Source organism: Staphylococcus sp. HMSC069E10, assembly GCF_001809205.1.
GTDB classification, from domain to species: domain Bacteria; phylum Bacillota; class Bacilli; order Staphylococcales; family Staphylococcaceae; genus Staphylococcus; species Staphylococcus hominis.
In genome coordinates, this window is sequence record NZ_KV796484.1 from 23386 (window position 1) to 45545 (window position 22160).

Sequence of the window (22160 nt, forward strand, 5' to 3'; positions counted from 1 at the left end):
CTGATGTGCATCTTATGTATGTGATGTCAGTTTCAGTAAATGTAAATCAATCAAATAGCACAGCTAATCTAAATTGAAGGAGGTAGGCTCCTTGATTGATGTAAATAATTTCCATTATATGAAAATCGGTTTAGCCTCACCTGAAAAAATCCGTTCTTGGTCATATGGTGAAGTGAAAAAACCAGAAACAATTAACTATCGTACTTTGAAACCTGAGAAAGATGGTCTTTTCTGTGAAAGAATTTTTGGACCTACAAAAGACTGGGAGTGTAGTTGTGGTAAGTACAAACGTGTACGCTACAAAGGCATGGTTTGTGACCGTTGTGGTGTAGAAGTCACAAAATCTAAAGTTCGTCGTGAAAGAATGGGTCATATTGAATTAGCAGCACCTGTTTCTCACATTTGGTACTTTAAAGGTATCCCAAGTCGTATGGGTCTTTTATTAGATATGTCTCCAAGATCATTAGAAGAAGTTATTTATTTTGCTTCTTATGTGGTTGTAGATCCAGGTCCAACTGGATTAGAGAAAAAATCATTATTATCTGAAGCTGAATTCAGAGAATATTATGATAAATACCCAGGTCAATTTGTAGCAAAAATGGGTGCAGAAGGTATTAAAGACCTATTAGAAGAAATTGACTTAGATGAAGAATTAAAAGCATTACGTGATGAATTAGAATCAGCAACTGGACAAAGATTAACACGTGCAATTAAACGTTTAGAAGTTGTGGAATCATTTAGAAATTCTGGAAATAATCCTTCATGGATGATTTTAGATGTACTACCAATTATTCCACCAGAAATTCGTCCTATGGTTCAATTAGATGGTGGACGTTTTGCAACAAGTGATTTAAATGATTTATATCGTCGTGTTATTAACCGTAATAATCGTTTGAAACGTTTATTAGATCTTGGTGCTCCTGGTATCATCGTTCAAAACGAAAAACGTATGTTACAAGAAGCAGTAGATGCACTAATCGATAATGGTCGTCGTGGTCGTCCAGTAACTGGTCCAGGTAATAGACCATTGAAATCTTTATCACATATGTTAAAAGGTAAACAAGGTCGTTTCCGTCAAAACTTACTTGGTAAACGTGTTGACTACTCAGGTCGTTCAGTTATCGCGGTAGGACCAAACTTAAAAATGTATCAATGTGGTCTTCCAAAAGAAATGGCACTTGAATTATTTAAACCTTTCGTCATGAAAGAATTAGTTCAACGTGAAATCGCAACAAACATTAAAAATGCGAAAAGTAAAATTGAACGCATGGATGATGAAGTATGGGATGTATTAGAAGAGGTCATTAAAGAACACCCAGTATTACTTAACCGTGCACCAACGCTTCACAGATTAGGTATTCAAGCTTTCGAACCTACTTTAGTAGAAGGGCGTGCAATCCGTTTACATCCACTTGTAACAACAGCTTATAACGCTGACTTTGATGGTGACCAAATGGCGGTACACGTACCATTATCTAAAGAAGCACAAGCTGAAGCACGTATGTTAATGTTAGCGGCACAAAATATCTTGAACCCTAAAGATGGTAAACCAGTTGTTACACCATCACAAGATATGGTATTAGGTAACTATTACTTAACTTTAGAACGTAAAGATGCTGTAAATACTGGTATAATCTTTAATGATACAAATGAAGTACTTAAAGCATATGCAAATGGTTATGTTCATCTACACACTCGTATAGGTTTACATGCGCGTTCACTTAATAACCCTACATTTACAGAAGAACAAAATAATAAAATTTTAGCTACTTCTGTAGGTAAAGTGATCTTTAATGAAATCATTCCAGATTCATTTGCATATATTAATGAGCCTACTCAAGAAAACTTAGAAGATAAAACACCTGATAAATATTTTGTTGATCCAACACAATTAGGTGAAGGTGGTCTTAAAGCTTACTTCGAAGAGCAAGAACTTACTGCACCTTTCAACAAAAAATTCTTAGGTAATATTATTGCTGAAGTATTTAACAGATTTAGCATCACAGATACATCAATGATGCTTGATCGCATGAAAGACTTAGGATTCAAGTTCTCATCTAAAGCTGGTATTACAGTTGGTGTATCTGATATCGTAGTACTTCCAGATAAACAACAAATTTTAGATGAACACGAAAAATTAGTAGAACGTGTATCTAAACAATTTAATCGTGGTTTAATCACTGAAGATGAACGTTACAATGCAGTTGTTGAAATTTGGACAGATGCTAAAGATCAAATTCAAGGCGAATTAATGCAATCACTTGAAAAAACAAACCCAATCTTTATGATGAGTGACTCAGGTGCCCGTGGTAACGCATCTAACTTCACACAATTAGCCGGTATGCGTGGATTAATGGCTGCGCCATCAGGTAAAATTATTGAGTTACCAATTACTTCATCATTCCGTGAAGGTTTAACAGTATTAGAATACTTCATCTCAACTCATGGTGCGCGTAAAGGTCTTGCCGATACAGCACTTAAAACAGCCGATTCAGGTTATCTTACTCGTCGTCTTGTTGATGTTGCACAAGATGTTATCGTTCGTGAAGAAGATTGTGGTACGGACCGTGGTTTATTAGTTTCTGATATTAAAGAAGGTACAGAAATGATTGAACCATTTATCGAACGTATTGAAGGCCGTTATTCTAAAGAAACAATTCGTCATCCTGAAACGGATGAAATCATTATTCGTCCTGATGAATTAATCACACCTGAAATTGCTAAGAAAATTACAGATGCAGGTATTGAAAAAATGTATATCCGTTCAGCATTTACATGTAATACTCGTCATGGTGTATGTGAAAAATGTTACGGTAAAAACCTTGCTACAGGTGAAAAAGTTGAAGTAGGTGAAGCAGTTGGTACTATTGCCGCTCAATCAATTGGTGAGCCTGGTACTCAACTTACAATGCGTACCTTCCATACAGGTGGGGTAGCAGGAAGCGATATCACTCAAGGTCTTCCTCGTATCCAAGAGATCTTTGAAGCACGTAACCCTAAAGGTCAAGCGGTAATTACTGAAATCGAAGGTGTCGTTGAAGATATTAAATTAGCAAAAGATCGCCAACAAGAAATTGTGATTAAAGGCGCTAATGAAACAAGATCTTATCTTGCTTCAGGTACTTCAAGAATTAAAGTAGAAATCGGCCAATCAGTAGAACGTGGAGAAGTATTAACTGAAGGTTCTATTGAACCTAAGAACTTCTTAGCTGTTGCTGGTTTAAACGCGACTGAAAGCTACTTACTTAAAGAAGTGCAAAAAGTTTATCGTATGCAAGGTGTAGAAATTGATGATAAACACGTTGAAGTAATGGTTAGACAAATGTTACGTAAAGTAAGAATTATTGAAGCTGGTGACACTAAACTTCTACCAGGTTCATTAGTAGATATTCATAACTTTACTGATGCAAATAGAGAAGCGTTTAAAGAACGTAAACGCCCAGCTACTGCAAAACCAGTATTACTTGGTATTACTAAAGCATCTCTTGAAACAGAAAGCTTCTTATCTGCGGCTTCATTCCAAGAAACTACTCGTGTACTTACTGATGCTGCTATTAAAGGTAAACGCGATGACTTACTTGGACTTAAAGAGAATGTTATTATCGGTAAACTTATCCCAGCTGGTACAGGTATGAGACGTTATAGTGACGTTAAATACGATAAAGTGGGTACTCCAGTTGCTGAAGCTGACGAAGCAGAAGTGACTGAGTAATTAATGTGAAAGTAACTTGGAACTTTAATTTGTTCCAAGTTCTTTTCTTTTAATATTTACAGAAAATGATAAAAAATGTTGACTAATTATTATATAAAGTGTTATTATTGTAAAGGTTGATGCAAGCAGAACTTTGGAGGATATTTAATGTCTAATGAAAAAGTTGCACGCTTTAACAAACAACATTTTGTAGTTGGTCTTAAACAAACGTTAAAAGCGTTGAAAAAAGATCAAGTTGCATCATTGATTATTGCTAAAGATGTTGAGATATACTTATTAGCTCAAGTATTTAGCCAAATCAATCATAAAAGCATACCGATTACTTATTTCGAAAGCAAATCGGCTTTAGGAAAAGCAGTAGGTATTAATGTTAATGCGACAATTGTTGCGTTATTGAATGAGAATTAGTAAGTTTTTACACTTACTAAATTTTATTTAACCTAAAAATGAACCACCTGGATGTGTGGAATTAAAAAATGAAGAGAGGAGGACATTCAATGCCAACTATTAATCAATTAGTACGTAAACCTAGACAAAGTAAATCTAAAAAATCAGATTCACCAGCGTTAAACAGAGGTTTCAATAGTAAAAAGAAACAATTTACTAACTTAAACTCACCTCAAAAACGTGGTGTTTGTACTCGTGTAGGTACAATGACACCTAAAAAACCTAACTCAGCGTTACGTAAATACGCTCGTGTGCGTTTATCAAACAACATTGAAATCAACGCATACATTCCTGGTATCGGCCATAACTTACAAGAACACAGTGTTGTACTTGTACGTGGTGGACGTGTAAAAGACTTACCTGGTGTGCGTTACCATATTGTACGTGGTGCACTTGATACTTCAGGTGTAGATGGACGTAGACAAGGACGTTCATTATACGGAACTAAAAAACCTAAAAATTAAGTTTAAGATTGTGTAAATTTTACTATCAATTTTTAAGAATATATTATAATAGGAAGGGAGGACTTTATAATGCCTCGTAAAGGATCAGTACCTAAAAGAGACGTATTACCAGATCCAATTCATAACTCTAAGTTAGTTACAAAATTAATTAACAAAATTATGTTAGATGGTAAACGCGGAACAGCACAAAGAATTCTTTATTCTGCATTTGACCTTGTAGAACAACGCAGTGGTCGTGATGCTTTAGAAGTATTCGAAGAAGCTATTAACAACATTATGCCAGTATTAGAAGTAAAAGCGCGTCGTGTAGGTGGTTCAAACTACCAAGTACCTGTTGAGGTGCGCCCAGAACGTCGTACAACTTTAGGATTACGTTGGTTAGTAAACTACGCTCGTCTTCGTGGTGAAAAAACTATGGAAGATCGTTTAGCTAACGAAATCTTAGATGCTGCTAACAATACAGGTGGTGCAGTCAAAAAACGTGAGGACACTCACAAAATGGCTGAAGCGAACAAAGCATTCGCTCACTATCGTTGGTAAGATTGAAGCTTTAACCCTGAGTGTGTTCCGTCATATTGGTTTACCAAGTAAAATGGTTCATGCTTAGGGCATCGCCATATTCTATAGTACTTATTCAGTAATAACTGGAAGGAGAAAAACAATGGCTAGAGACTTTTCTTTGAAAAACACTCGTAATATCGGTATCATGGCTCACATCGATGCTGGTAAAACTACAACGACTGAACGTATTCTTTATTATACAGGTCGTATCCACAAAATTGGTGAAACACATGAAGGTGCTTCACAAATGGACTGGATGGAACAAGAACAAGATCGTGGTATTACAATCACATCAGCTGCAACAACAGCTTCTTGGAAAGACCACCGTGTTAACATTATCGATACACCAGGACACGTAGACTTCACTGTAGAAGTTGAACGTTCATTACGTGTACTTGACGGTGCGGTTACTGTACTTGATGCTCAATCAGGTGTAGAACCTCAAACTGAAACTGTTTGGCGTCAAGCTACTACTTATGGTGTTCCTCGTATTGTATTCGTTAACAAAATGGATAAACTTGGTGCAAACTTTGAGTATTCAGTAAGTACATTACATGATCGCTTACAAGCAAATGCAGCACCTATCCAATTACCAATTGGTGCCGAAGATGAATTTGAAGCAATCATTGACTTAGTTGAAATGAAATGTTTCAAATATACAAATGACTTAGGTACAGAAATTGAAGAAATTGAAATTCCTGAAGATCACAAAGAAAGAGCAGAAGAAGCTCGTTCTAACTTAATCGAAGCAGTTGCAGAAACTAGCGACGAATTAATGGAAAAATATCTTGGTGACGAAGAAATTTCAGTAGCTGAATTAAAAAATGCTATCCGTCAAGCAACTACTGACGTAGAATTCTACCCAGTACTTTGTGGTACAGCATTCAAAAACAAAGGTGTTCAATTAATGCTTAATGCAGTAATTGATTACTTACCATCACCATTAGATGTTAAACCTATCGTAGGTCATCGTGCTGAAAATCCTGATGAAGAAGTCATTGCAAAAGCTGACGATAATGCTGAATTCGCAGCGTTAGCTTTCAAAGTTATGACTGACCCTTATGTTGGTAAATTAACTTTCTTCCGTGTATATTCAGGTACGTTAACATCTGGTTCATACGTTAAAAACTCAACAAAAGATAAACGTGAACGTGTAGGTCGTTTATTACAAATGCATGCGAACTCTCGTCAAGAAATTGACACTGTTTACTCAGGAGATATCGCTGCAGCTGTAGGTCTTAAAGAAACAGGTACTGGTGACACTTTATGTGGTGAGAAAAATGACATTATCTTGGAATCAATGGAATTCCCAGAACCAGTTATTCACTTATCAGTAGAACCTAAGTCTAAAGCTGACCAAGATAAAATGACTCAAGCTTTAGTTAAATTACAAGAAGAAGACCCTACTTTCCATGCACATACTGACGAAGAAACTGGACAAGTTATCATCGGTGGTATGGGTGAGTTACACTTAGATATCTTAGTAGACCGTATGAAAAAAGAATTCAACGTTGAATGTAACGTAGGTGCACCAATGGTTTCATATCGTGAAACATTTAAACAATCTGCTCAAGTTCAGGGTAAATTCTCTCGTCAATCAGGTGGTCGTGGACAATATGGTGATGTTCATATTGAATTCACTCCAAATGAAACTGGCGCAGGTTTCGAATTCGAAAACGCTATCGTTGGTGGTGTAGTTCCTCGTGAATACATTCCATCAGTTGAAGCTGGTCTTAAAGATGCTATGGAAAACGGTGTATTAGCTGGTTATCCATTAATTGATGTTAAAGCTAAATTATTTGATGGTTCATACCATGATGTCGATTCATCAGAAATGGCCTTCAAAATTGCTGCATCATTAGCACTTAAAGAAGCTGCTAAGAAATGTGATCCAGTTATCTTAGAACCAATGATGAAAGTTACAATCGAAATGCCTGAAGAATACATGGGCGATATCATGGGTGACGTAACAGCTCGTCGTGGACGTGTTGATGGTATGGAACCACGTGGTAACGCACAAGTTGTTAACGCTTATGTACCACTTTCAGAAATGTTTGGTTACGCAACTTCATTACGTTCTAACACTCAAGGTCGCGGTACTTACACTATGTACTTTGACCATTATGCAGAAGTTCCAAAATCAATTGCTGAAGAAATCATCAAAAAAAATAAAGGTGAATAATATAACTTGTTTTAACTAGTAAATCTAGGTAAAATACAGCTTGAGCTTATTAATTAAGCATTCATCTTTATGAATTGATTTTTTATCCAAAATGCATTATAAAAGAACTATGAATTCTTTTTAGAACAATCATTATGTCTCATGATAGTGAGTAACTATCATGAGAGATAATATTGAAATAACTTTAACTAGAATAGGAGAGATTTAATAATGGCAAAAGAAAAATTTGATCGCTCAAAAGAACATGCCAATATTGGTACTATCGGTCACGTTGACCATGGTAAAACTACTTTAACAGCTGCTATCGCAACTGTATTAGCTAAAAATGGTGACACTGTAGCACAATCATATGACATGATTGACAACGCTCCAGAAGAAAAAGAACGTGGTATTACAATCAATACTGCACACATCGAATATCAAACTGACAAACGTCACTATGCTCACGTTGACTGCCCAGGACACGCTGACTATGTTAAAAACATGATCACTGGTGCTGCTCAAATGGACGGTGGTATCTTAGTAGTATCTGCTGCTGACGGTCCAATGCCACAAACTCGTGAACACATTCTTTTATCACGTAACGTTGGTGTACCAGCATTAGTAGTATTCTTAAACAAAGTTGATATGGTTGACGATGAAGAATTATTAGAATTAGTTGAAATGGAAGTACGTGACTTATTATCTGAATACGACTTCCCAGGTGACGACGTACCTGTAATCGCTGGTTCAGCTTTAAAAGCTTTAGAAGGCGATGCTCAATACGAAGAAAAAATCTTAGAATTAATGCAAGCAGTTGATGATTACATTCCAACTCCAGAACGTGACTCTGATAAACCATTCATGATGCCAGTTGAGGACGTATTCTCAATCACTGGTCGTGGTACTGTTGCTACAGGCCGTGTTGAACGTGGTCAAATCAAAGTTGGTGAAGAAGTTGAAATTATTGGTATCAAAGAAACTTCTAAAACAACTGTTACTGGTGTAGAAATGTTCCGTAAATTATTAGACTACGCTGAAGCTGGTGACAACATCGGTGCTTTATTACGTGGTGTTGCTCGTGAAGATGTACAACGTGGTCAAGTATTAGCTGCTCCAGGTTCAATTACACCTCACACAAAATTCAAAGCAGACGTATACGTTTTATCAAAAGATGAAGGTGGACGTCATACTCCATTCTTCACTAACTATCGTCCACAATTCTATTTCCGTACTACTGACGTAACTGGTGTTGTTAACTTACCAGAAGGTACTGAAATGGTAATGCCTGGCGACAACGTTGAAATGACAGTAGAATTAATCGCTCCTATCGCGATTGAAGACGGTACTCGTTTCTCAATCCGTGAAGGTGGACGTACTGTAGGATCAGGCGTTGTAACTGAAATCTTCGAATAATTTATTATTTGATATAGAAGACTCCCTTATTGGGAGTCTTTTTTTATTTGAAAATAAGACTTAAGTTCACTGTACTTTTATTTAGTAAAAAATATTAATAAAACAGCCCATAGATAAATACTATCTATGAGCTGTTTCAATCGTTTATATTCTAAGGTTTACGATACATATTTAACAAAGAATTAAAAAACGCTTTCAAGTTCTAAGATTTTAAGAAATTCGCTTGCAGCATATTTAAATGCTGCTTCATCAATATCAAAATGCGGATTGTGATGTGGGGCTGTAATACCCTTATCAGCATTGCCACATCCAGTTAAGAAAAATGCGCCAGGTCGGACTTTTAGATAGTGTGAAAAGTCTTCACCAATCATCATCAATTCTGATTTATTAAAACGTAAATGTAAATCATTTGCCGCTTGTTTAACTGTTTCATAAGCTTCTTCATGATTATGAACTGGTAAATACCCTCTAATATACTCCATGTTATAAGTGACATCATTCGCTAATGCAAGACCTTGTAATAATTTATCCATTTTCTCTTGAATATGAGCTTGTAGTTCTGTATCAAATGTACGTACCGTCCCTTTGCAAAATGCCGAATCTGGAATAACACTATCAGAAGAACCTGCTTGTACCATACCAAAGGTTAATACTGCTTCTTTTACAGGATCGATGGTACGAGAAATGATTTTTTGAGCACTTAGTATAAACTCAGCCATAATTACAATTGGATCAATTGTTTCATGAGGTTTAGCACCATGTCCTCCTTTACCTTTAATGGTAATCGAGAATTCATCTGGAGAAGCCATGATTGCACCTGGTCTTGAATAAATTGTACCAGTGGGATAACCACTCCAAAGATGAGTACCATAAATTTTATCAACATCGTTTAAACAGCCATCATCAATCATTTCTTGAGAGCCACCTGGCATAATCTCTTCACCATATTGAAAAATAAATACAACATTTCCTTTTAATAAGTGGCGATGTTCATGAACAATTTCAGCAACACCTAATAAAATAGCAGTATGACCATCGTGACCACATGCATGCATAAAACCATCGTTTTTAGATTTATATGGAACGTCGTTTAATTCTTGGACTGGTAATGCATCGAAGTCTGCACGAAATGCAATAGTTGGACCATTTTCTTTCCCTTTAAAAGTTGCCTTGATACCATTTCGTCCTACAGGTGACACAATCTCACAGTCTAAATGACTTAACTGATTGAGAATGTAGTTATGTGTCCACGTTTCTTCAAAAGAAGGCTCTGGATATTGATGCATATAACGACGCATTTGAATCATTCTATTTTCTTTTTCACTGGCTAATTGAAACCAATCAAACACATTGACCACTTCTTCCTAATTATTATGAACTTTAGTATAACAAATTCTACTAAAACTCAGTAGTCACTCATTGTAATTTTAATAAAAGACACACTATCAAATATTAAATGAATTATCTTATAACATAAAATGATTATGATGATAATAAATTATGATGAATCAATAACAAAAGAGAAATGATGAGGCACATGGTTCAGTTGTGATAGATAAAGGCGCAGAAATAGTAAAACATTTAGGCTTACAAGACAAAATTGATTTCCAAAGCGGTACATTATTTAAAGCTATCGATGTCGTAGGTGATGATGTCGCACGCACTAAAAAATGTTAGATCAAGCATTTAAAGTATTAAAAGTTAGAAAAGGGTTAAATATTATTAAATAAACATTTAATTAATTTGAGTCATCTATTAGTTTTAATGTATAAATGGATTGTTTTTCATTTTTAGTGGTACACTAATTGTAAAAAAGAGGTGTATACATGCTTGAATTAAGAAAACTAGAGTATAAAGATAAAGAAAATTTAATTCGATATTTACAATATTGGTATGATAACAATGAGAAAATTATTCCATCTAATATTGATGTCGCACATTATCAATCTTTTGAACAAATGGTAGAACAATTGCATCATCCACCCGTAAATATGAATGCCGTTCCTTCTACAACATTATTTTATTTTAAAAATGATGATATTGTTGGTGCAGTAAATATTCGTCATAAACTTAATGATAAATTAAAAAATATCGGAGGACATGTAGGCTATGGCGTCGCCAAACCATACAGAGGAAATGGTTATGCTTCAAGCATGTTAGAAGAAGCACTAAATAGACTAAATAAAATGGGGATACATAAAGTATTAATGACATGTAATCCTTATAATTATGCTTCACAAAAAGTAATAAAAAAACATGGAGGATATGAAATTAATTCGTACATTAAAAAAAACGGCCAGCCAGTAAGTCGATTTGAAATTCTAAATGATGGAAGGTGAAACTGTGAAAGATTTAAAAGTCGTATATGCACTCATACAAAATCAAGAAAGAAAAGTATTACTTGTTAATAATACAGATGGCGGGGGGTGGTCATTACCAGGAGGAAAGGTAGAAAAGGGAGAAACACTAGTTGAAGCTTTGAAACGTGAAGTAATGGAAGAAACAGGTCTTAATGCTAAGATTGGAGATATTGTAAGTATTAATGAAGGTAAATCCACTCAAATGAATGTACATACATTATTTATTATGTTTAAAGCTACAATTCAAAATGAAGTCATAGATATACAAATGAAAGATGAAATTTCAGAAACAAAATGGATGACCATCGAAGAAGCAGACCAAAAACTTACATATTATAATCACAGTTTAAAAGTATTTTTAGATAATAAAGCTACCTATTATAATGAAGGTGTTATAGATTGAAAAACAGGTATTACAACAATCATTTATAGTAAGATATAAAAAAATCACTTTTCTCATAAGAAAAGTGATGGGTGTCAAAAGTTTATAAATAGTTTCATAGTGTTATGAAATCGCAAGGCACTTTACTATGTAAACTGTACCTTTCATTTATAATATAAAGATATCATCAATTGTATATCATCACAATAATAAGTTAATAAAATCTATAAAAAATATTAATATTCAATTGATTAGAACATATAATAATTAAATGGATGATTGCTACTTCTACTCTATTAATTAACAATATCCAAACAATGGAGGTCTATGAAATGCTCGTTTTAAATGAACAGGATCAACAAAACTTATTAGATATGAAAGAAGTGATTGAAGAAGTCGGTCACGCGTTACAGGCGTTTTCAGAAGAAAAAACGGAAACGCCATTACGTTATGTATTACCTTTTAATAAAGAAAATAGATATTTAGTGATGCCAGCTTTATCAGACGAATTAAATATTGTCGGTATTAAAACAGTCACTTTCGCCCCTAATAATCCTAGACTAGATAAAAAAACAATTACTGGATCCGTATTGCTGAGTGATTATGATACAGGAGAAACCCTTGCTGTACTTGATGGTAGTTATTTAACTAAGATTCGTACGGGCGCCATTTCAGGTGTAGCTACAAAATATTTAGCACGTGAAGATGCAAAAACATTGTGTGTGATTGGCGCTGGAGATCAAGCTGAGGGGCTCATTGCAGCAATATTAGCAGTGAGAGATATTGAAATGCTTCATATCTCGAGTCGTACAAGAGCTAAAGCTGAAAAATTGGCTGAATTTGTGAAACAAACGTATCACGTGTCAACAAAAGTCTTCGATGAAGCAGATCAAGCTATGGAAAACGCAGATATTGTTGTGACAGCTACAAATTCAAATAAACCGGTGTATTCTCATTCATTACATCCCGGTGTTCATTTAAATGCAGTAGGTTCATTTAAACCTGAAATGCAAGAACTCCCTTCAGAAACGATGTTGATTGCTAATAAAATAGTTGTTGAATCTACAGAAGCAGCAATGGAAGAAACAGGCGATTTAAAAGTACCATTAGAAGAAGGTATCATTACTGAGCAATCACTACATGGTGAATTAGGAGATATTGTAAGTGGAAAAATATCTGGACGTGATGATGAAGAAGAAGTGACAGTATTTAAATCAGTAGGTTTAGCTATTGTAGATATAGTGGTGGCACAATACTTTTATAAAAAAGCTCAACAAACTAATTAACCACATACTGTATAAAAAAATAGATACCGTATCAGTGATAACGTAGCCATGGCTGATACGGTATTTTTATTGTATAAAGAAAATCAATAAGAGTGATACAAAATATTTCTTCATATTCGCCTCCTTTTAAAAATAATTAACAAATAAAACGTAAGTTAAATCAAATAATTTATTAGAAGAATAAAATTATCACTTTAACGTACAATCTAATGATATATGTAAGCATTTTTATAATATAGTAAATCGAAGAATATGGGGAATTCTAAAAAGACACTATTAGGATATATAAAACAAAGGGAGAAATGACAATGAAGAGAATTGTAATTACAGGAGCACTAGGCCAAATAGGAACTGAATTGGTACTAAAATGTAGACAATTATATGGAAAAAATAATGTATTAGCCACTGATATTAGTGAGCCAGAACTACATTCATTGATTAGTGATAGCCCATTTGAATTACTTGATGTAACAGATCGTGACGCAATGATGGCTGTAGTAGAAGACTTTAAAGCAGATACACTTATGCATATGGCTGCATTACTTTCTGCAACAGCTGAAAAAAATCCTTTGCAGGCTTGGGATTTAAATATGGGTGGGTTAATAAATGCTTTAGAAACTGCAAGAATGTATGACTTACATTTCTTTATGCCAAGTTCAATTGGGGTATTTGGTGCGTCTACACCTAAGAAAAACACATCTCAAAATACGATTCAACAACCGACAACAATGTACGGGATAAATAAAGTTGCAGGTGAATTATTATGCCAATATTACTTTAAAAATTTTGGTGTCGACACACGTAGTGTAAGATTTCCAGGGCTCATTTCACATGTCAAAGAGCCAGGTGGAGGTACTACAGATTACGCAGTAGAAATATATTTCGAAGCGGTTAGACATGGTCACTACACGAGCTATATCGCTAAAAATACGTATATGGATATGATGTATATGGATGATGCCATTGATGCGATTATTCAACTTATGGAAGCGGATAGTAAGAAACTTGTAACACGCAATGGTTATAATTTAAGCGCAATGAGTCTTGAACCTGAGATGATTAAGAAAGAAATTCAGAAATATATTCCAGAATTCACCTTAGATTATGATGTCGATCCAGTAAGACAAACGATTGCAGATACATGGCCAGATAATATTGATACCAGTTATTCTCGAAAAGAATGGGGCTTTAATCCAAAGTATCATTTGGCTAAAATGACAGAAACAATGATACGAACGATTAAAGAAAAGACATAAGTTCATAATTAAAAAGGTGCCTTTGGAATTTGACTCTCTTTTAAAGAATAAAAAAAGAAAAGGGTTTCATTTTTTATTTTGTTTGAATTTTTAGAAAATTTATTGAATAGACTATCTGAGATTGCTATAATTTATATTAAATCTTATTCATGAAATATATTAGGAGGCTTCAACATGTCAGAAAAAGTTAAATTTGAACAACGTGACACACTTAAAGAAAAACCAGAAGGAAATCTTGGATTTGGGCAATATTTTACTGACTATATGTTAAGTGTAGATTATGATGAAGAAAAAGGCGGTTGGCAAGAATTAAAAATTATTCCTTATGCACCGTTTGAAATTTCTCCAGCAGCACAAAGTTTACACTATGGTCAAGCTGTATTTGAAGGTTTAAAAGCATATAAACATAATGGTGAGGTCGTATTATTCCGTCCAGATCAAAACTTCAAACGTATCAATGATTCATTAGCGCGTTTAGAAATGCCTAAAGTAGATGAAGAATTATTATTAGATGGTTTGAAACAACTTGTTGATATCGAACGTGATTGGGTACCAGAAGGCGAGGGCCAATCTTTATATATTCGTCCATTCGTATTCGCTACAGAAGGAATTTTAGGTGTTCGTGCTTCTAAAAAATATAAATTATTAATTATCTTATCTCCATCAGGTGCTTACTACGGCGGTGATACATTAAAATCAACAAAAATTTATGTTGAAGATGAATATGTACGTGCAGTTCGTGGGGGGGTAGGTTTTGCTAAAGTAGCAGGTAACTATGCAGCAAGTTTATTAGCACAAACGAATGCGAATAACTTAGGATATGATCAGGTATTATGGTTGGACGGCGTTGAACAAAAATATGTTGAAGAAGTAGGTAGTATGAACATTTTCTTCGTTGAAAATGGCAAATTAGTAACACCTGCGTTAAATGGTAGTATTTTACCTGGTATTACACGTAAATCAATTATCGAATTAGCAAAAGAATTAGGCTATGAAGTCGAAGAACGTAAAGTATCTATTGATGAATTATTCGAAGCTTACGATAAAGGTGAATTAACAGAAGTATTTGGTTCTGGTACGGCAGCAGTCATCTCTCCAGTAGGTACATTAAAATATGAAGATAGAGAAATTGTGATTAATAATAACGAACCTGGAGAAATCACTAAAAAATTATATGACACATACACTGGCATCCAAAGTGGTAAATTAGAAGATAAACATGGCTGGAGAGTCATTGTGCCGGAATATAAATAACTTATAAAAACAAGCTGGAAACGTTATGACTACGTGGTTTCTAGCTTGTTATTTTTCATTTTAGATCAACTTTTGGGAGCACATCAAAAAGTTGGTTGCCTTCTTTTTTGCATAAAGAAACCACTCTTAACATAGCTTATGTCGAACTAAGTAAGAGTGGTGACGTAAAATAAATAAGGAGCAAAATATTATAACAAAATATTCTGCCATTTAAATTATACCCTTTATAAATAAAGATAAACATTTTAATAATTTTAACAATTAATTATATTTAAATATAAAAATTATTATTTTTTTATTTAAGTAATATAGATAATTAAATTTTATTATGTAATAATAAGTAATGAGATTACCTAAAAGACAACCCTTGACTTAGTGTTTTTCTTCTATTACAAATACCATATACCTAATACCATTATTACTTAGGTAATCTCAACATTTGAAATTCATTTAAATGATATAGATCTTTAGGGGCGTAAAGCCCTTTTTTTGATAATCTTAGAGTATTAATACGATATATATTTGATTCAAGTATAATCAAGAGACCAATAATAAAATAAAGTAAATTGAAAAAGTGGAAAGACAACTTTAAATGATGTCTTTCCACTTTGTTGAGAATAGAAAATATAAGGAATTAGATATTTAAATAATGTGAAGAAATAAAATTAATGAGATACCCCATTAATGCTAATATACCAAGTGATACAAATAATGCAGAAAATCCTCTGCTAATTGTTTTATAAGCGAGTCCTTCATTTTCTGCTAAGAAGAAACTTAATATAAATAATCCAATTCCGATTCCGAATAAAATAAAAATAACGATTAACATGAATATATCCTTTCATTTTTAGTAATGATATGATGAATATCATTGTTAAAATTACTCAATAGCATATCACAAAGATATTTTATAGAATTTTATATTTTTTTAGTGAAGATTATAATCACCGTATTATCTATTAATTAAACCACTTATAGATATAAAAGCAATAAGGCAAATTTTTTGTTATTTTTCAATACATCTTTCTCATTTTTTTGGGAACTTGATGAATAATTTGGACTTCTAGGCAACATTTAATATGAAATAATAGGGAAATCAAGACATTTTAGCATGAATTATATCAACTTAGGCAGAAATATCCCATCAATTAAAATATGTACTAAACTATTAGTTGTAAACATATTTAAGGAGATGAAAACCATGTTAGATATCTTTAGTTTCATTAAAAAAGTATATGATTTAGTAAGTGGTATTCTTGTAAATGGTGAACCGAGAAATTAATTAATTGTTTCCCCCTAATCGAATTGAATATATATTTTCATTAAATACTAGTAAAGCACGCTTTTTATTTAGATATAGTTACTAAATAAGAAGCGTGTTTCTTAATATATAATTTAAATTATAACGAATTAACATTTATGTATTAAAAGTAAACAATTAAGGAATTGTGCACAATTTTTAATCGTTTATGATAAAGTTGAAACACATTCAATAAGAGGTGATGATAATGACTGAAGCTAAATATTCAAACAATGTCTGATTTTCATAAGAAAAAACATCGTGATACATGTTGTATAGCACCTAAAATTAAATATCATGAAGATAAATTTGTATTTTCTCCAGTTTCTGACGATACTGAAACATCAAATATTAAAACATTTATTACAGAATGCAAAAACTGTGGAAAAGTAGAGTTTTTTAATATAGCACCTGTAAGATGATAAATATATAATGAAATGAAATGTTGATACATATCAACTTGTTGTGGACAATAAAAATGAAGTGATGTATGATATTTTTAGAGACTATTCCCTTACATATAGTCTCATTCCCGTTGAGGCATAGTAATGCCAAAGTTATTCAAAACTAGTTTTATATATTCTTAGTTGAGTCATACCTAGAGAGGTATGGCTTTTTTTATAAACATATGCTAAGCAGTTCTTTTACTATACTTAAAAGAACAATGTATATTACAATGAAATACAAAATAAGGAGTGTATATATAAATGGAATGGATATTATTTGATAAAGATGGTACATTAATCGAATTTGATCATAGTTGGGAAAAAATTGGCGTACGCTTGGTAAATAGTTTCCTAGAGACATTTCCTGTAGCGAATAAAGAAGCAACGCTTCGCAAACTAGGCGTTGTTAAAGATACGATTAGTCCAGATTCTGTTATGGGTTCAGGATCGTTAGATGAAATTGTTCATGCGTTTAATGACGAATCAGGAAAAGATGTTTCTAAATGGACGCGTGATACAAGTCAAGCATTAGTAGATAGTCGTGAACCAGAAAATAACTGGATAGATGGCGTTTATGATATGATTCAATCATTACGATATGAAGGCTATAAAATTGGTATTGTGACTAGTGACTCTGAAAAAGGAGTGACACAATTTTTAGAAGAAACACATTCTAAAGATGCGTTTGATTTAGTCATTTCTACTGAAGCGCATGCGGCTGAAAAACCCAATCCTGAAGTTCTTAAGCCACTTTTTGATCATTATGATGTTAAACCGGAAGATGTAGCCATCGTAGGTGACACAAATAATGATATGAAGACTAAAGTGAATGCAAAGTTAGGTTTAGCCATTGGTGTATTAAGTGGTATCGCAAAAAAAGAGGAACTTGTGGATGCTGATTACGTGATTGAAACAGCTGTGAGTGTACCAGAAGTATTAAAAAAGTATACACAAAATAATTAAACAAAAAGAGATTAAAGTATAATGGTTATTTTCTACATTTATAACATATTGGCAGCCAAGGACTGAATTAAACATGGTTTTACACCCATGTTTAATTCTAGTCCTTCTTGCCTAGGTGAGACAGTAAAGTCTGTCTCTCTTTTTTTATCGATGATCTACATTTCGATATGTTTGAATAATATGTGCAATTTTGTCGATAATTGGATCTAAAGAGTCGGGGTTTTCATGAATATCATATTCATTAATATTCACTCTTACTACGGGACAAGCATTAAAATTGTTAATCCAATTTTCATAGCGTTTAAATAACTTTTTCCAATATACCGGATCAGTATTCATTTCCATATCGCGGCCACGTTGATGAATACGGTCGATTACTTCATCATAATCACAATCTAAATAAATTAAAACATCTGGTTTAGGGAAATAGGGTGTCATAACCATTGCTTCAAATAACTCCGAGTAAGTTTTAAAATCTTCTTTACTCATTGTTCCTTGTTCTTCATGCATTTTTGCGAAGATATCAACATCTTCATAAATAGAACGATCTTGTATAAAGCCTCCTCCGTATTCAAACATGCGTTTTTGTTCTTTAAAACGTTCAGCTAAAAAATAAATTTGCAGGTGGAAACTCCAACGTTCAAAATCATTATAGAATTTATCTAAGTAGGGGTTATGGTCTACATTTTCAAAGGAAGTTCTGAAATTGAGTTTATCAGCAAGCGCTTGAGTTAATGTAGATTTTCCTACGCCTACCGTTCCAGCAATTGTAATAATTGCATTTTGAGGGATACCGTAATTATTCATATTTTATATCTCCTATCATGGGTTTAATTTGGTTTAAAATCAATTGATAATCTGATTCATTTTGTACAAAATCTAAATCAGAAGTGTCGATTAAAATCACATTAGCACCGTCGTTTTTTAATGTTTCATAAAATGATAAATAATCCTTTTTTAAATTAAGTAAGTAGCTATCTTCAATTTGATGTTCAAAGCTACGGTTACGTTTAGCAATACGACGTTTCAGTACATCTAAATCAGCATCTAAAAAGATGATCATATTAGGTAATTCAAGATCTTCAGTTAAAATATTGAAAATACGATTGAATTTATCAAATTCTGATTCGTTAAGTGTATTGCGGGCAAAGATTCTATTTTTATAAATATGGTAATCACTTACCACACCTTGATTAATTTTTGCAATATCTTGTGCTTGTTTATAACGATTACAAAGGAAGAACATTTCAGTTTGAAAACTCCATTTTGAAATATCATCATAAAAATCAGAAAGAAAGGGGTTTTCATTAATGATTTCATTTTCTTCATAATAATTAAAGGTTTGGCTAATTTTATGAGTAAGAGACGATTTGCCAACGCCAATCGGACCTTCTATTGCAATAAATGGTTTATTCATAATTACATCTCCAAATGTTAAAATAGACATTGAGTATTTTATCATAAGTAAGGGATGACACATATGACAAATGATGAATTTTACATGAAATGTGCAATTGAAGAAGCGAAAAAGGCTCGACAGCTTGGTGAAGTTCCAATCGGAGCAGTGATCGTTAAAGATAATGACATTATTTCACGTGCCCATAATTTAAGAGAAACCCTGCAACAGCCTACTGCTCATGCTGAACACTTAGCAATAGAACGGGCAGCTAAAGTCATAGGAAGTTGGCGTTTAGAAGATTGTACATTATATGTCACATTAGAACCCTGTGTCATGTGTGCTGGAACGGTTGTAATGAGTCGTATACCACGAGTTGTATATGGCGCGATGGATCCTAAAGGAGGATGCAGTGGTAGTTTAATGGATTTACTACAACAACCACAATTTAATCATCGTGCAATTGTTGAACAGGGTGTGTTAGAAGAAGCGTGTAGCAATTTATTGAGACAATTTTTCCGTGATTTAAGAGCTAAAAAAGTTAAAAGAAACACATCACCGTACAAAAGATGATAAATTTGTTAAAATAGGAGCGGTAAAACAAATTTAAATTTTGTAATTGTGTTCACTGAATATGTATGTTCTAAAATATAATAGCTGTAAGTTGAGCTAATGAAATGAGGTAACGGCATGATTAAACTGATTGCAACAGATATGGATGGGACACTGTTAAATGCAGCACATGAAATTTCAGAAGAAAATATTAATGCGATTAAATATGCTCAATCAAAAGGGATTACAGTAGTCATTGCAACGGGTCGTGCGTTTTATGAAGCAAGCACGCCCATGGCTGAAACAGATTTAAAAGTGCCTTATATTTGTTTAAATGGTGCAGAAGTACGTGATGAATCATTCAATATTATGAATACCTCTCATTTAAATCATGAATTAGTAGAACGAATTAAAGCGATTCTTGATCGAGAAGACGTGTACTACCAAGTGTATACGAATAGAGGGATTTATACAGAAGATCCAACACGTGATTTAGATATCTATTTAGATATTGCAAGAAATGCAGGCCAACAAGGTGATGTTGAAAAGATTAAAGCAGGGATTCAAAAACGTATAGATAACGGGACACTCAAAATTGTCGATAATTACAAGGATATTGAAGATATTCCGGGAGAACTGATAATGAAAGTACTGGCGTTTAATCCAGATCTTGAAAAAATTGAACGTATTGGAAAAGAATTATCGGCCATATCAAGTCTTGCTGTTTCATCATCATCACGTGGTAATTTAGAAATTACGCATTCAGATGCTCAAAAAGGAATTGCATTAGAAACTATTGCTAATCAACTTCATATTGACTTACAAGATGTCATGGCGTTAGGTGATAATTTAAACGATGTATCCATGCTTGAACGCGTAGGCTATCCTGTTGCGATGGACAATGCGATGCCCGAAGTGAAAGCTATAGCTAAATTGGTTACAGATACCAATGAACATAGTGGTGTAGGTAAAGCAATTATAAAAGTTTTAACTGAAGAGAAATAAATAATATTTAAGAGGTGTTAGAACGAAATGAAAGGACTTATCGTAGTAGGAAGTGCACAAGTAGGTTCACATACCAATGCACTAGCTAAATATTTAACAGGACAATTCGATAATCATGATGTCGACGTAGATATTTTTGATTTAGCTGAAAGACCATTAAATCAACTTGATTTTTCAGGAACAACACATTCAACAGAGGAAATTAAAGCGAATACAAAAGAGTTCCAAGATAAAGCGATGGAAGCGGATTTTCTAATTTTTGGTACGCCAAATTATCATGGTTCATACTCAGGCATTTTAAAAAATGCGTTAGATTATATTAATATGGATTATGTCAAAATGAAACCAGTGGGCTTAATAGGTAACAGTGGCGGTATCGTAAGTTCAGAACCACTCTCACATTTACGTGTCATTGTTCGTAGTTTATTAGGAATTGCTGTACCTACACAAATTGCAACACACGATTCGGACTATGCAAAATTAGAAGACGGTACACTGTATTTAAATGACGAAGAATTCCAATTACGCGCAAAACTATTTGTCGATCAAATTGTATCATTTGTCAATAACAGTCCGTACGAACATTTAAAATAAATTATAATAATGTTAAAAAACACATTTATAAAGGAAGAAACGAGTTTAAAGAGCGACGTATGTTGCTCTTTTTTTATTTAACGAGAAAGATTATATATCATTTGTAGCTAATTATAACTTGTACAAGTGAATTGACTTAAAAAGATTAAAGGTACCTATCTATTGTATGACCTAATATTTATTTTTTTATTGTAAAACTTTTTAAAAGTATTGTGTTAAATGATAAAATGCATTATTCTAGAAGTGTATTTACATATAATATTATATGTAGTTTACATTTTAAAAGTGAATAATTTAATTATTAGGAGGTAATTATGAGTAAAAGAAGACAAGGTCCTATTAACAAGAGATTGGATTTTATTTCTAATAAGTTAAATAAGTACTCCATAAGAAAATTCACAGTAGGAACAGCTTCAATATTAGTTGGTGCTACTTTGATTTTTGGTCATGCTGACGATGAAGCAAAAGCAGCTGAAGAAAATCATATGGAAAATACTTCTCTAAATAGTATAGAGAATGATAATGACAAAAATAATCAAAAAATTGACTCATCTAATGAAACTACTACAACATCAACAGAAGAAGCAACAACAAAAGAAGCGCCA

The 22160-nt window shown here is 33.3% G+C and carries 21 protein-coding genes and 1 pseudogene; 18 read left to right on the forward strand and 4 right to left on the reverse strand.

The features are described 5' to 3' along the window. The first annotated feature begins 118 nt into the window (after window positions 1–118). From rpoC to tuf, 6 genes are all read left to right on the forward strand, one after another. On the forward strand, window positions 119–3712 hold the full coding sequence (gene rpoC, locus HMPREF2561_RS06445) for a DNA-directed RNA polymerase subunit beta' (protein ID WP_161800736.1): 3594 nt from the start codon (window positions 119–121) through the stop codon (window positions 3710–3712). A gap of 147 nt (window positions 3713–3859) precedes the next feature. Continuing rightward, window positions 3860–4120: a ribosomal L7Ae/L30e/S12e/Gadd45 family protein gene (locus tag HMPREF2561_RS06450; protein WP_017175319.1), complete on the forward strand. Its 261-nt coding sequence runs from the start codon at window positions 3860–3862 to the stop codon at window positions 4118–4120. 89 nt (window positions 4121–4209) lie between these two features. Beyond that, complete coding sequence (gene rpsL, locus HMPREF2561_RS06455) at window positions 4210–4623, forward strand: 30S ribosomal protein S12 (RefSeq protein ID WP_016931318.1); 414 nt, start codon at window positions 4210–4212, stop codon at window positions 4621–4623. Between the two features lie 69 nt (window positions 4624–4692). Continuing rightward, window positions 4693–5163, forward strand: a complete 471-nt coding sequence (rpsG, locus tag HMPREF2561_RS06460) for a 30S ribosomal protein S7 (protein ID WP_001137495.1) — start codon at window positions 4693–4695, stop codon at window positions 5161–5163. 121 nt (window positions 5164–5284) lie between these two features. Beyond that, window positions 5285–7366 (forward strand): elongation factor G, encoded by a 2082-nt coding sequence (gene fusA / locus HMPREF2561_RS06465; RefSeq protein ID WP_048761988.1) that lies wholly within the window; start codon window positions 5285–5287, stop codon window positions 7364–7366. A gap of 210 nt (window positions 7367–7576) precedes the next feature. Next, window positions 7577–8761, forward strand: a complete 1185-nt coding sequence (tuf, locus tag HMPREF2561_RS06470) for an elongation factor Tu (protein ID WP_017175321.1) — start codon at window positions 7577–7579, stop codon at window positions 8759–8761. A gap of 182 nt (window positions 8762–8943) precedes the next feature. On the opposite strand, the gene HMPREF2561_RS06475 is transcribed toward tuf, so the two are convergent. Continuing rightward, on the reverse strand, window positions 8944–10110 hold the full coding sequence (locus HMPREF2561_RS06475) for a M20 family metallopeptidase (RefSeq protein WP_048679841.1): 1167 nt from the start codon (window positions 10108–10110) through the stop codon (window positions 8944–8946). Window positions 10111–10288: 178 nt separating this feature from the next. Here HMPREF2561_RS06475 and HMPREF2561_RS06480 point away from each other — a divergent pair. From HMPREF2561_RS06480 to HMPREF2561_RS06505, 6 genes and pseudogenes are all read left to right on the forward strand, one after another. After that, window positions 10289–10432: pseudogene (locus tag HMPREF2561_RS06480) on the forward strand (8-amino-7-oxononanoate synthase); the annotation flags it as partial. A gap of 155 nt (window positions 10433–10587) precedes the next feature. Next, on the forward strand, window positions 10588–11100 hold the full coding sequence (locus HMPREF2561_RS06485) for a GNAT family N-acetyltransferase (RefSeq protein ID WP_049419854.1): 513 nt from the start codon (window positions 10588–10590) through the stop codon (window positions 11098–11100). Window positions 11101–11104: 4 nt separating this feature from the next. Continuing rightward, window positions 11105–11524, forward strand: coding sequence for an NUDIX hydrolase (locus HMPREF2561_RS06490; RefSeq protein ID WP_048761979.1), 420 nt, complete (start codon window positions 11105–11107; stop codon window positions 11522–11524). 311 nt (window positions 11525–11835) lie between these two features. Continuing rightward, entirely contained in the window at window positions 11836–12789 is a 954-nt protein-coding gene (locus HMPREF2561_RS06495) for an ornithine cyclodeaminase family protein (RefSeq protein ID WP_049415745.1), read from the forward strand. 308 nt (window positions 12790–13097) lie between these two features. After that, window positions 13098–14045: an NAD-dependent epimerase/dehydratase family protein gene (locus HMPREF2561_RS06500; RefSeq protein ID WP_049419853.1), complete on the forward strand. Its 948-nt coding sequence runs from the start codon at window positions 13098–13100 to the stop codon at window positions 14043–14045. 174 nt (window positions 14046–14219) lie between these two features. After that, the gene (locus HMPREF2561_RS06505; RefSeq protein ID WP_049413884.1) at window positions 14220–15299 is read left to right on the forward strand and encodes a branched-chain amino acid aminotransferase; all 1080 of its coding nucleotides are present in this window, start codon (window positions 14220–14222) and stop codon (window positions 15297–15299) included. Window positions 15300–15933: 634 nt separating this feature from the next. On the opposite strand, the gene HMPREF2561_RS06510 is transcribed toward HMPREF2561_RS06505, so the two are convergent. Beyond that, a complete protein-coding gene (locus tag HMPREF2561_RS06510; protein ID WP_017175348.1) occupies window positions 15934–16128 on the reverse strand; it encodes a hypothetical protein in 195 nt (64 codons plus the stop codon). 704 nt (window positions 16129–16832) lie between these two features. Between HMPREF2561_RS06510 and HMPREF2561_RS06515 the strand changes: the two genes are divergently transcribed. Beyond that, entirely contained in the window at window positions 16833–17021 is a 189-nt protein-coding gene (locus HMPREF2561_RS06515) for a hypothetical protein (protein WP_019835795.1), read from the forward strand. Window positions 17022–17306: 285 nt separating this feature from the next. Continuing rightward, complete coding sequence (locus HMPREF2561_RS06520) at window positions 17307–18008, forward strand: HAD family hydrolase (RefSeq protein WP_069723755.1); 702 nt, start codon at window positions 17307–17309, stop codon at window positions 18006–18008. 144 nt (window positions 18009–18152) lie between these two features. Here HMPREF2561_RS06520 and HMPREF2561_RS06525 read toward each other — a convergent pair whose 3' ends face one another. Then, the gene (locus tag HMPREF2561_RS06525) at window positions 18153–18815 is read right to left on the reverse strand and encodes a deoxynucleoside kinase (RefSeq protein ID WP_002449060.1); all 663 of its coding nucleotides are present in this window, start codon (window positions 18813–18815) and stop codon (window positions 18153–18155) included. Further along, the gene (locus HMPREF2561_RS06530) at window positions 18808–19425 is read right to left on the reverse strand and encodes a deoxynucleoside kinase (protein ID WP_017175351.1); all 618 of its coding nucleotides are present in this window, start codon (window positions 19423–19425) and stop codon (window positions 18808–18810) included. Before HMPREF2561_RS06530 ends, HMPREF2561_RS06525 begins: the two co-directional genes overlap by 8 nt. Window positions 19426–19488: 63 nt before the next feature. Between HMPREF2561_RS06530 and tadA the strand changes: the two genes are divergently transcribed. The 4 genes from tadA to HMPREF2561_RS10605 form a co-directional block, all read left to right on the forward strand. Continuing rightward, window positions 19489–19977: a tRNA adenosine(34) deaminase TadA gene (gene tadA, locus HMPREF2561_RS06535; RefSeq protein ID WP_017175352.1), complete on the forward strand. Its 489-nt coding sequence runs from the start codon at window positions 19489–19491 to the stop codon at window positions 19975–19977. 117 nt (window positions 19978–20094) lie between these two features. Then, the gene (locus HMPREF2561_RS06540) at window positions 20095–20961 is read left to right on the forward strand and encodes an HAD family hydrolase (protein WP_017175353.1); all 867 of its coding nucleotides are present in this window, start codon (window positions 20095–20097) and stop codon (window positions 20959–20961) included. 27 nt (window positions 20962–20988) lie between these two features. Next, window positions 20989–21555, forward strand: a complete 567-nt coding sequence (locus HMPREF2561_RS06545) for an NADPH-dependent FMN reductase (protein ID WP_019835796.1) — start codon at window positions 20989–20991, stop codon at window positions 21553–21555. 314 nt (window positions 21556–21869) lie between these two features. Continuing rightward, on the forward strand, window positions 21870–22160 hold a 291-nt coding region (locus tag HMPREF2561_RS10605; protein WP_083292432.1), incomplete at its 3' end, for a YSIRK-type signal peptide-containing protein.

Excerpts from the sequence above, each read along its gene's own strand:
- tadA (WP_017175352.1), top strand. The coding sequence starts at position 19,489 with ATGACAAATGATGAATTTTACATGAAATGTGCAATTGAAGAAGCGAAA.
- fusA (WP_048761988.1), top strand. The coding sequence starts at position 5,285 with ATGGCTAGAGACTTTTCTTTGAAAAACACTCGTAATATCGGTATCATG.
- HMPREF2561_RS06510 (WP_017175348.1), bottom strand. The coding sequence starts at position 16,128 with ATGTTAATCGTTATTTTTATTTTATTCGGAATCGGAATTGGATTATTT.
- HMPREF2561_RS06500 (WP_049419853.1), top strand. The coding sequence starts at position 13,098 with ATGAAGAGAATTGTAATTACAGGAGCACTAGGCCAAATAGGAACTGAA.
- HMPREF2561_RS06495 (WP_049415745.1), top strand. The coding sequence starts at position 11,836 with ATGCTCGTTTTAAATGAACAGGATCAACAAAACTTATTAGATATGAAA.
- rpoC (WP_161800736.1), top strand. The coding sequence starts at position 119 with ATGAAAATCGGTTTAGCCTCACCTGAAAAAATCCGTTCTTGGTCATAT.
- HMPREF2561_RS06515 (WP_019835795.1), top strand. The coding sequence starts at position 16,833 with ATGTCTGATTTTCATAAGAAAAAACATCGTGATACATGTTGTATAGCA.
- tuf (WP_017175321.1), top strand. The coding sequence starts at position 7,577 with ATGGCAAAAGAAAAATTTGATCGCTCAAAAGAACATGCCAATATTGGT.
- HMPREF2561_RS06450 (WP_017175319.1), top strand. The coding sequence starts at position 3,860 with ATGTCTAATGAAAAAGTTGCACGCTTTAACAAACAACATTTTGTAGTT.
- HMPREF2561_RS06525 (WP_002449060.1), bottom strand. The coding sequence starts at position 18,815 with ATGAATAATTACGGTATCCCTCAAAATGCAATTATTACAATTGCTGGA.
- HMPREF2561_RS06530 (WP_017175351.1), bottom strand. The coding sequence starts at position 19,425 with ATGAATAAACCATTTATTGCAATAGAAGGTCCGATTGGCGTTGGCAAA.
- rpsG (WP_001137495.1), top strand. The coding sequence starts at position 4,693 with ATGCCTCGTAAAGGATCAGTACCTAAAAGAGACGTATTACCAGATCCA.
- HMPREF2561_RS06485 (WP_049419854.1), top strand. The coding sequence starts at position 10,588 with ATGCTTGAATTAAGAAAACTAGAGTATAAAGATAAAGAAAATTTAATT.
- HMPREF2561_RS06520 (WP_069723755.1), top strand. The coding sequence starts at position 17,307 with ATGGAATGGATATTATTTGATAAAGATGGTACATTAATCGAATTTGAT.
- HMPREF2561_RS06540 (WP_017175353.1), top strand. The coding sequence starts at position 20,095 with ATGATTAAACTGATTGCAACAGATATGGATGGGACACTGTTAAATGCA.
- HMPREF2561_RS06545 (WP_019835796.1), top strand. The coding sequence starts at position 20,989 with ATGAAAGGACTTATCGTAGTAGGAAGTGCACAAGTAGGTTCACATACC.
- HMPREF2561_RS06505 (WP_049413884.1), top strand. The coding sequence starts at position 14,220 with ATGTCAGAAAAAGTTAAATTTGAACAACGTGACACACTTAAAGAAAAA.
- rpsL (WP_016931318.1), top strand. The coding sequence starts at position 4,210 with ATGCCAACTATTAATCAATTAGTACGTAAACCTAGACAAAGTAAATCT.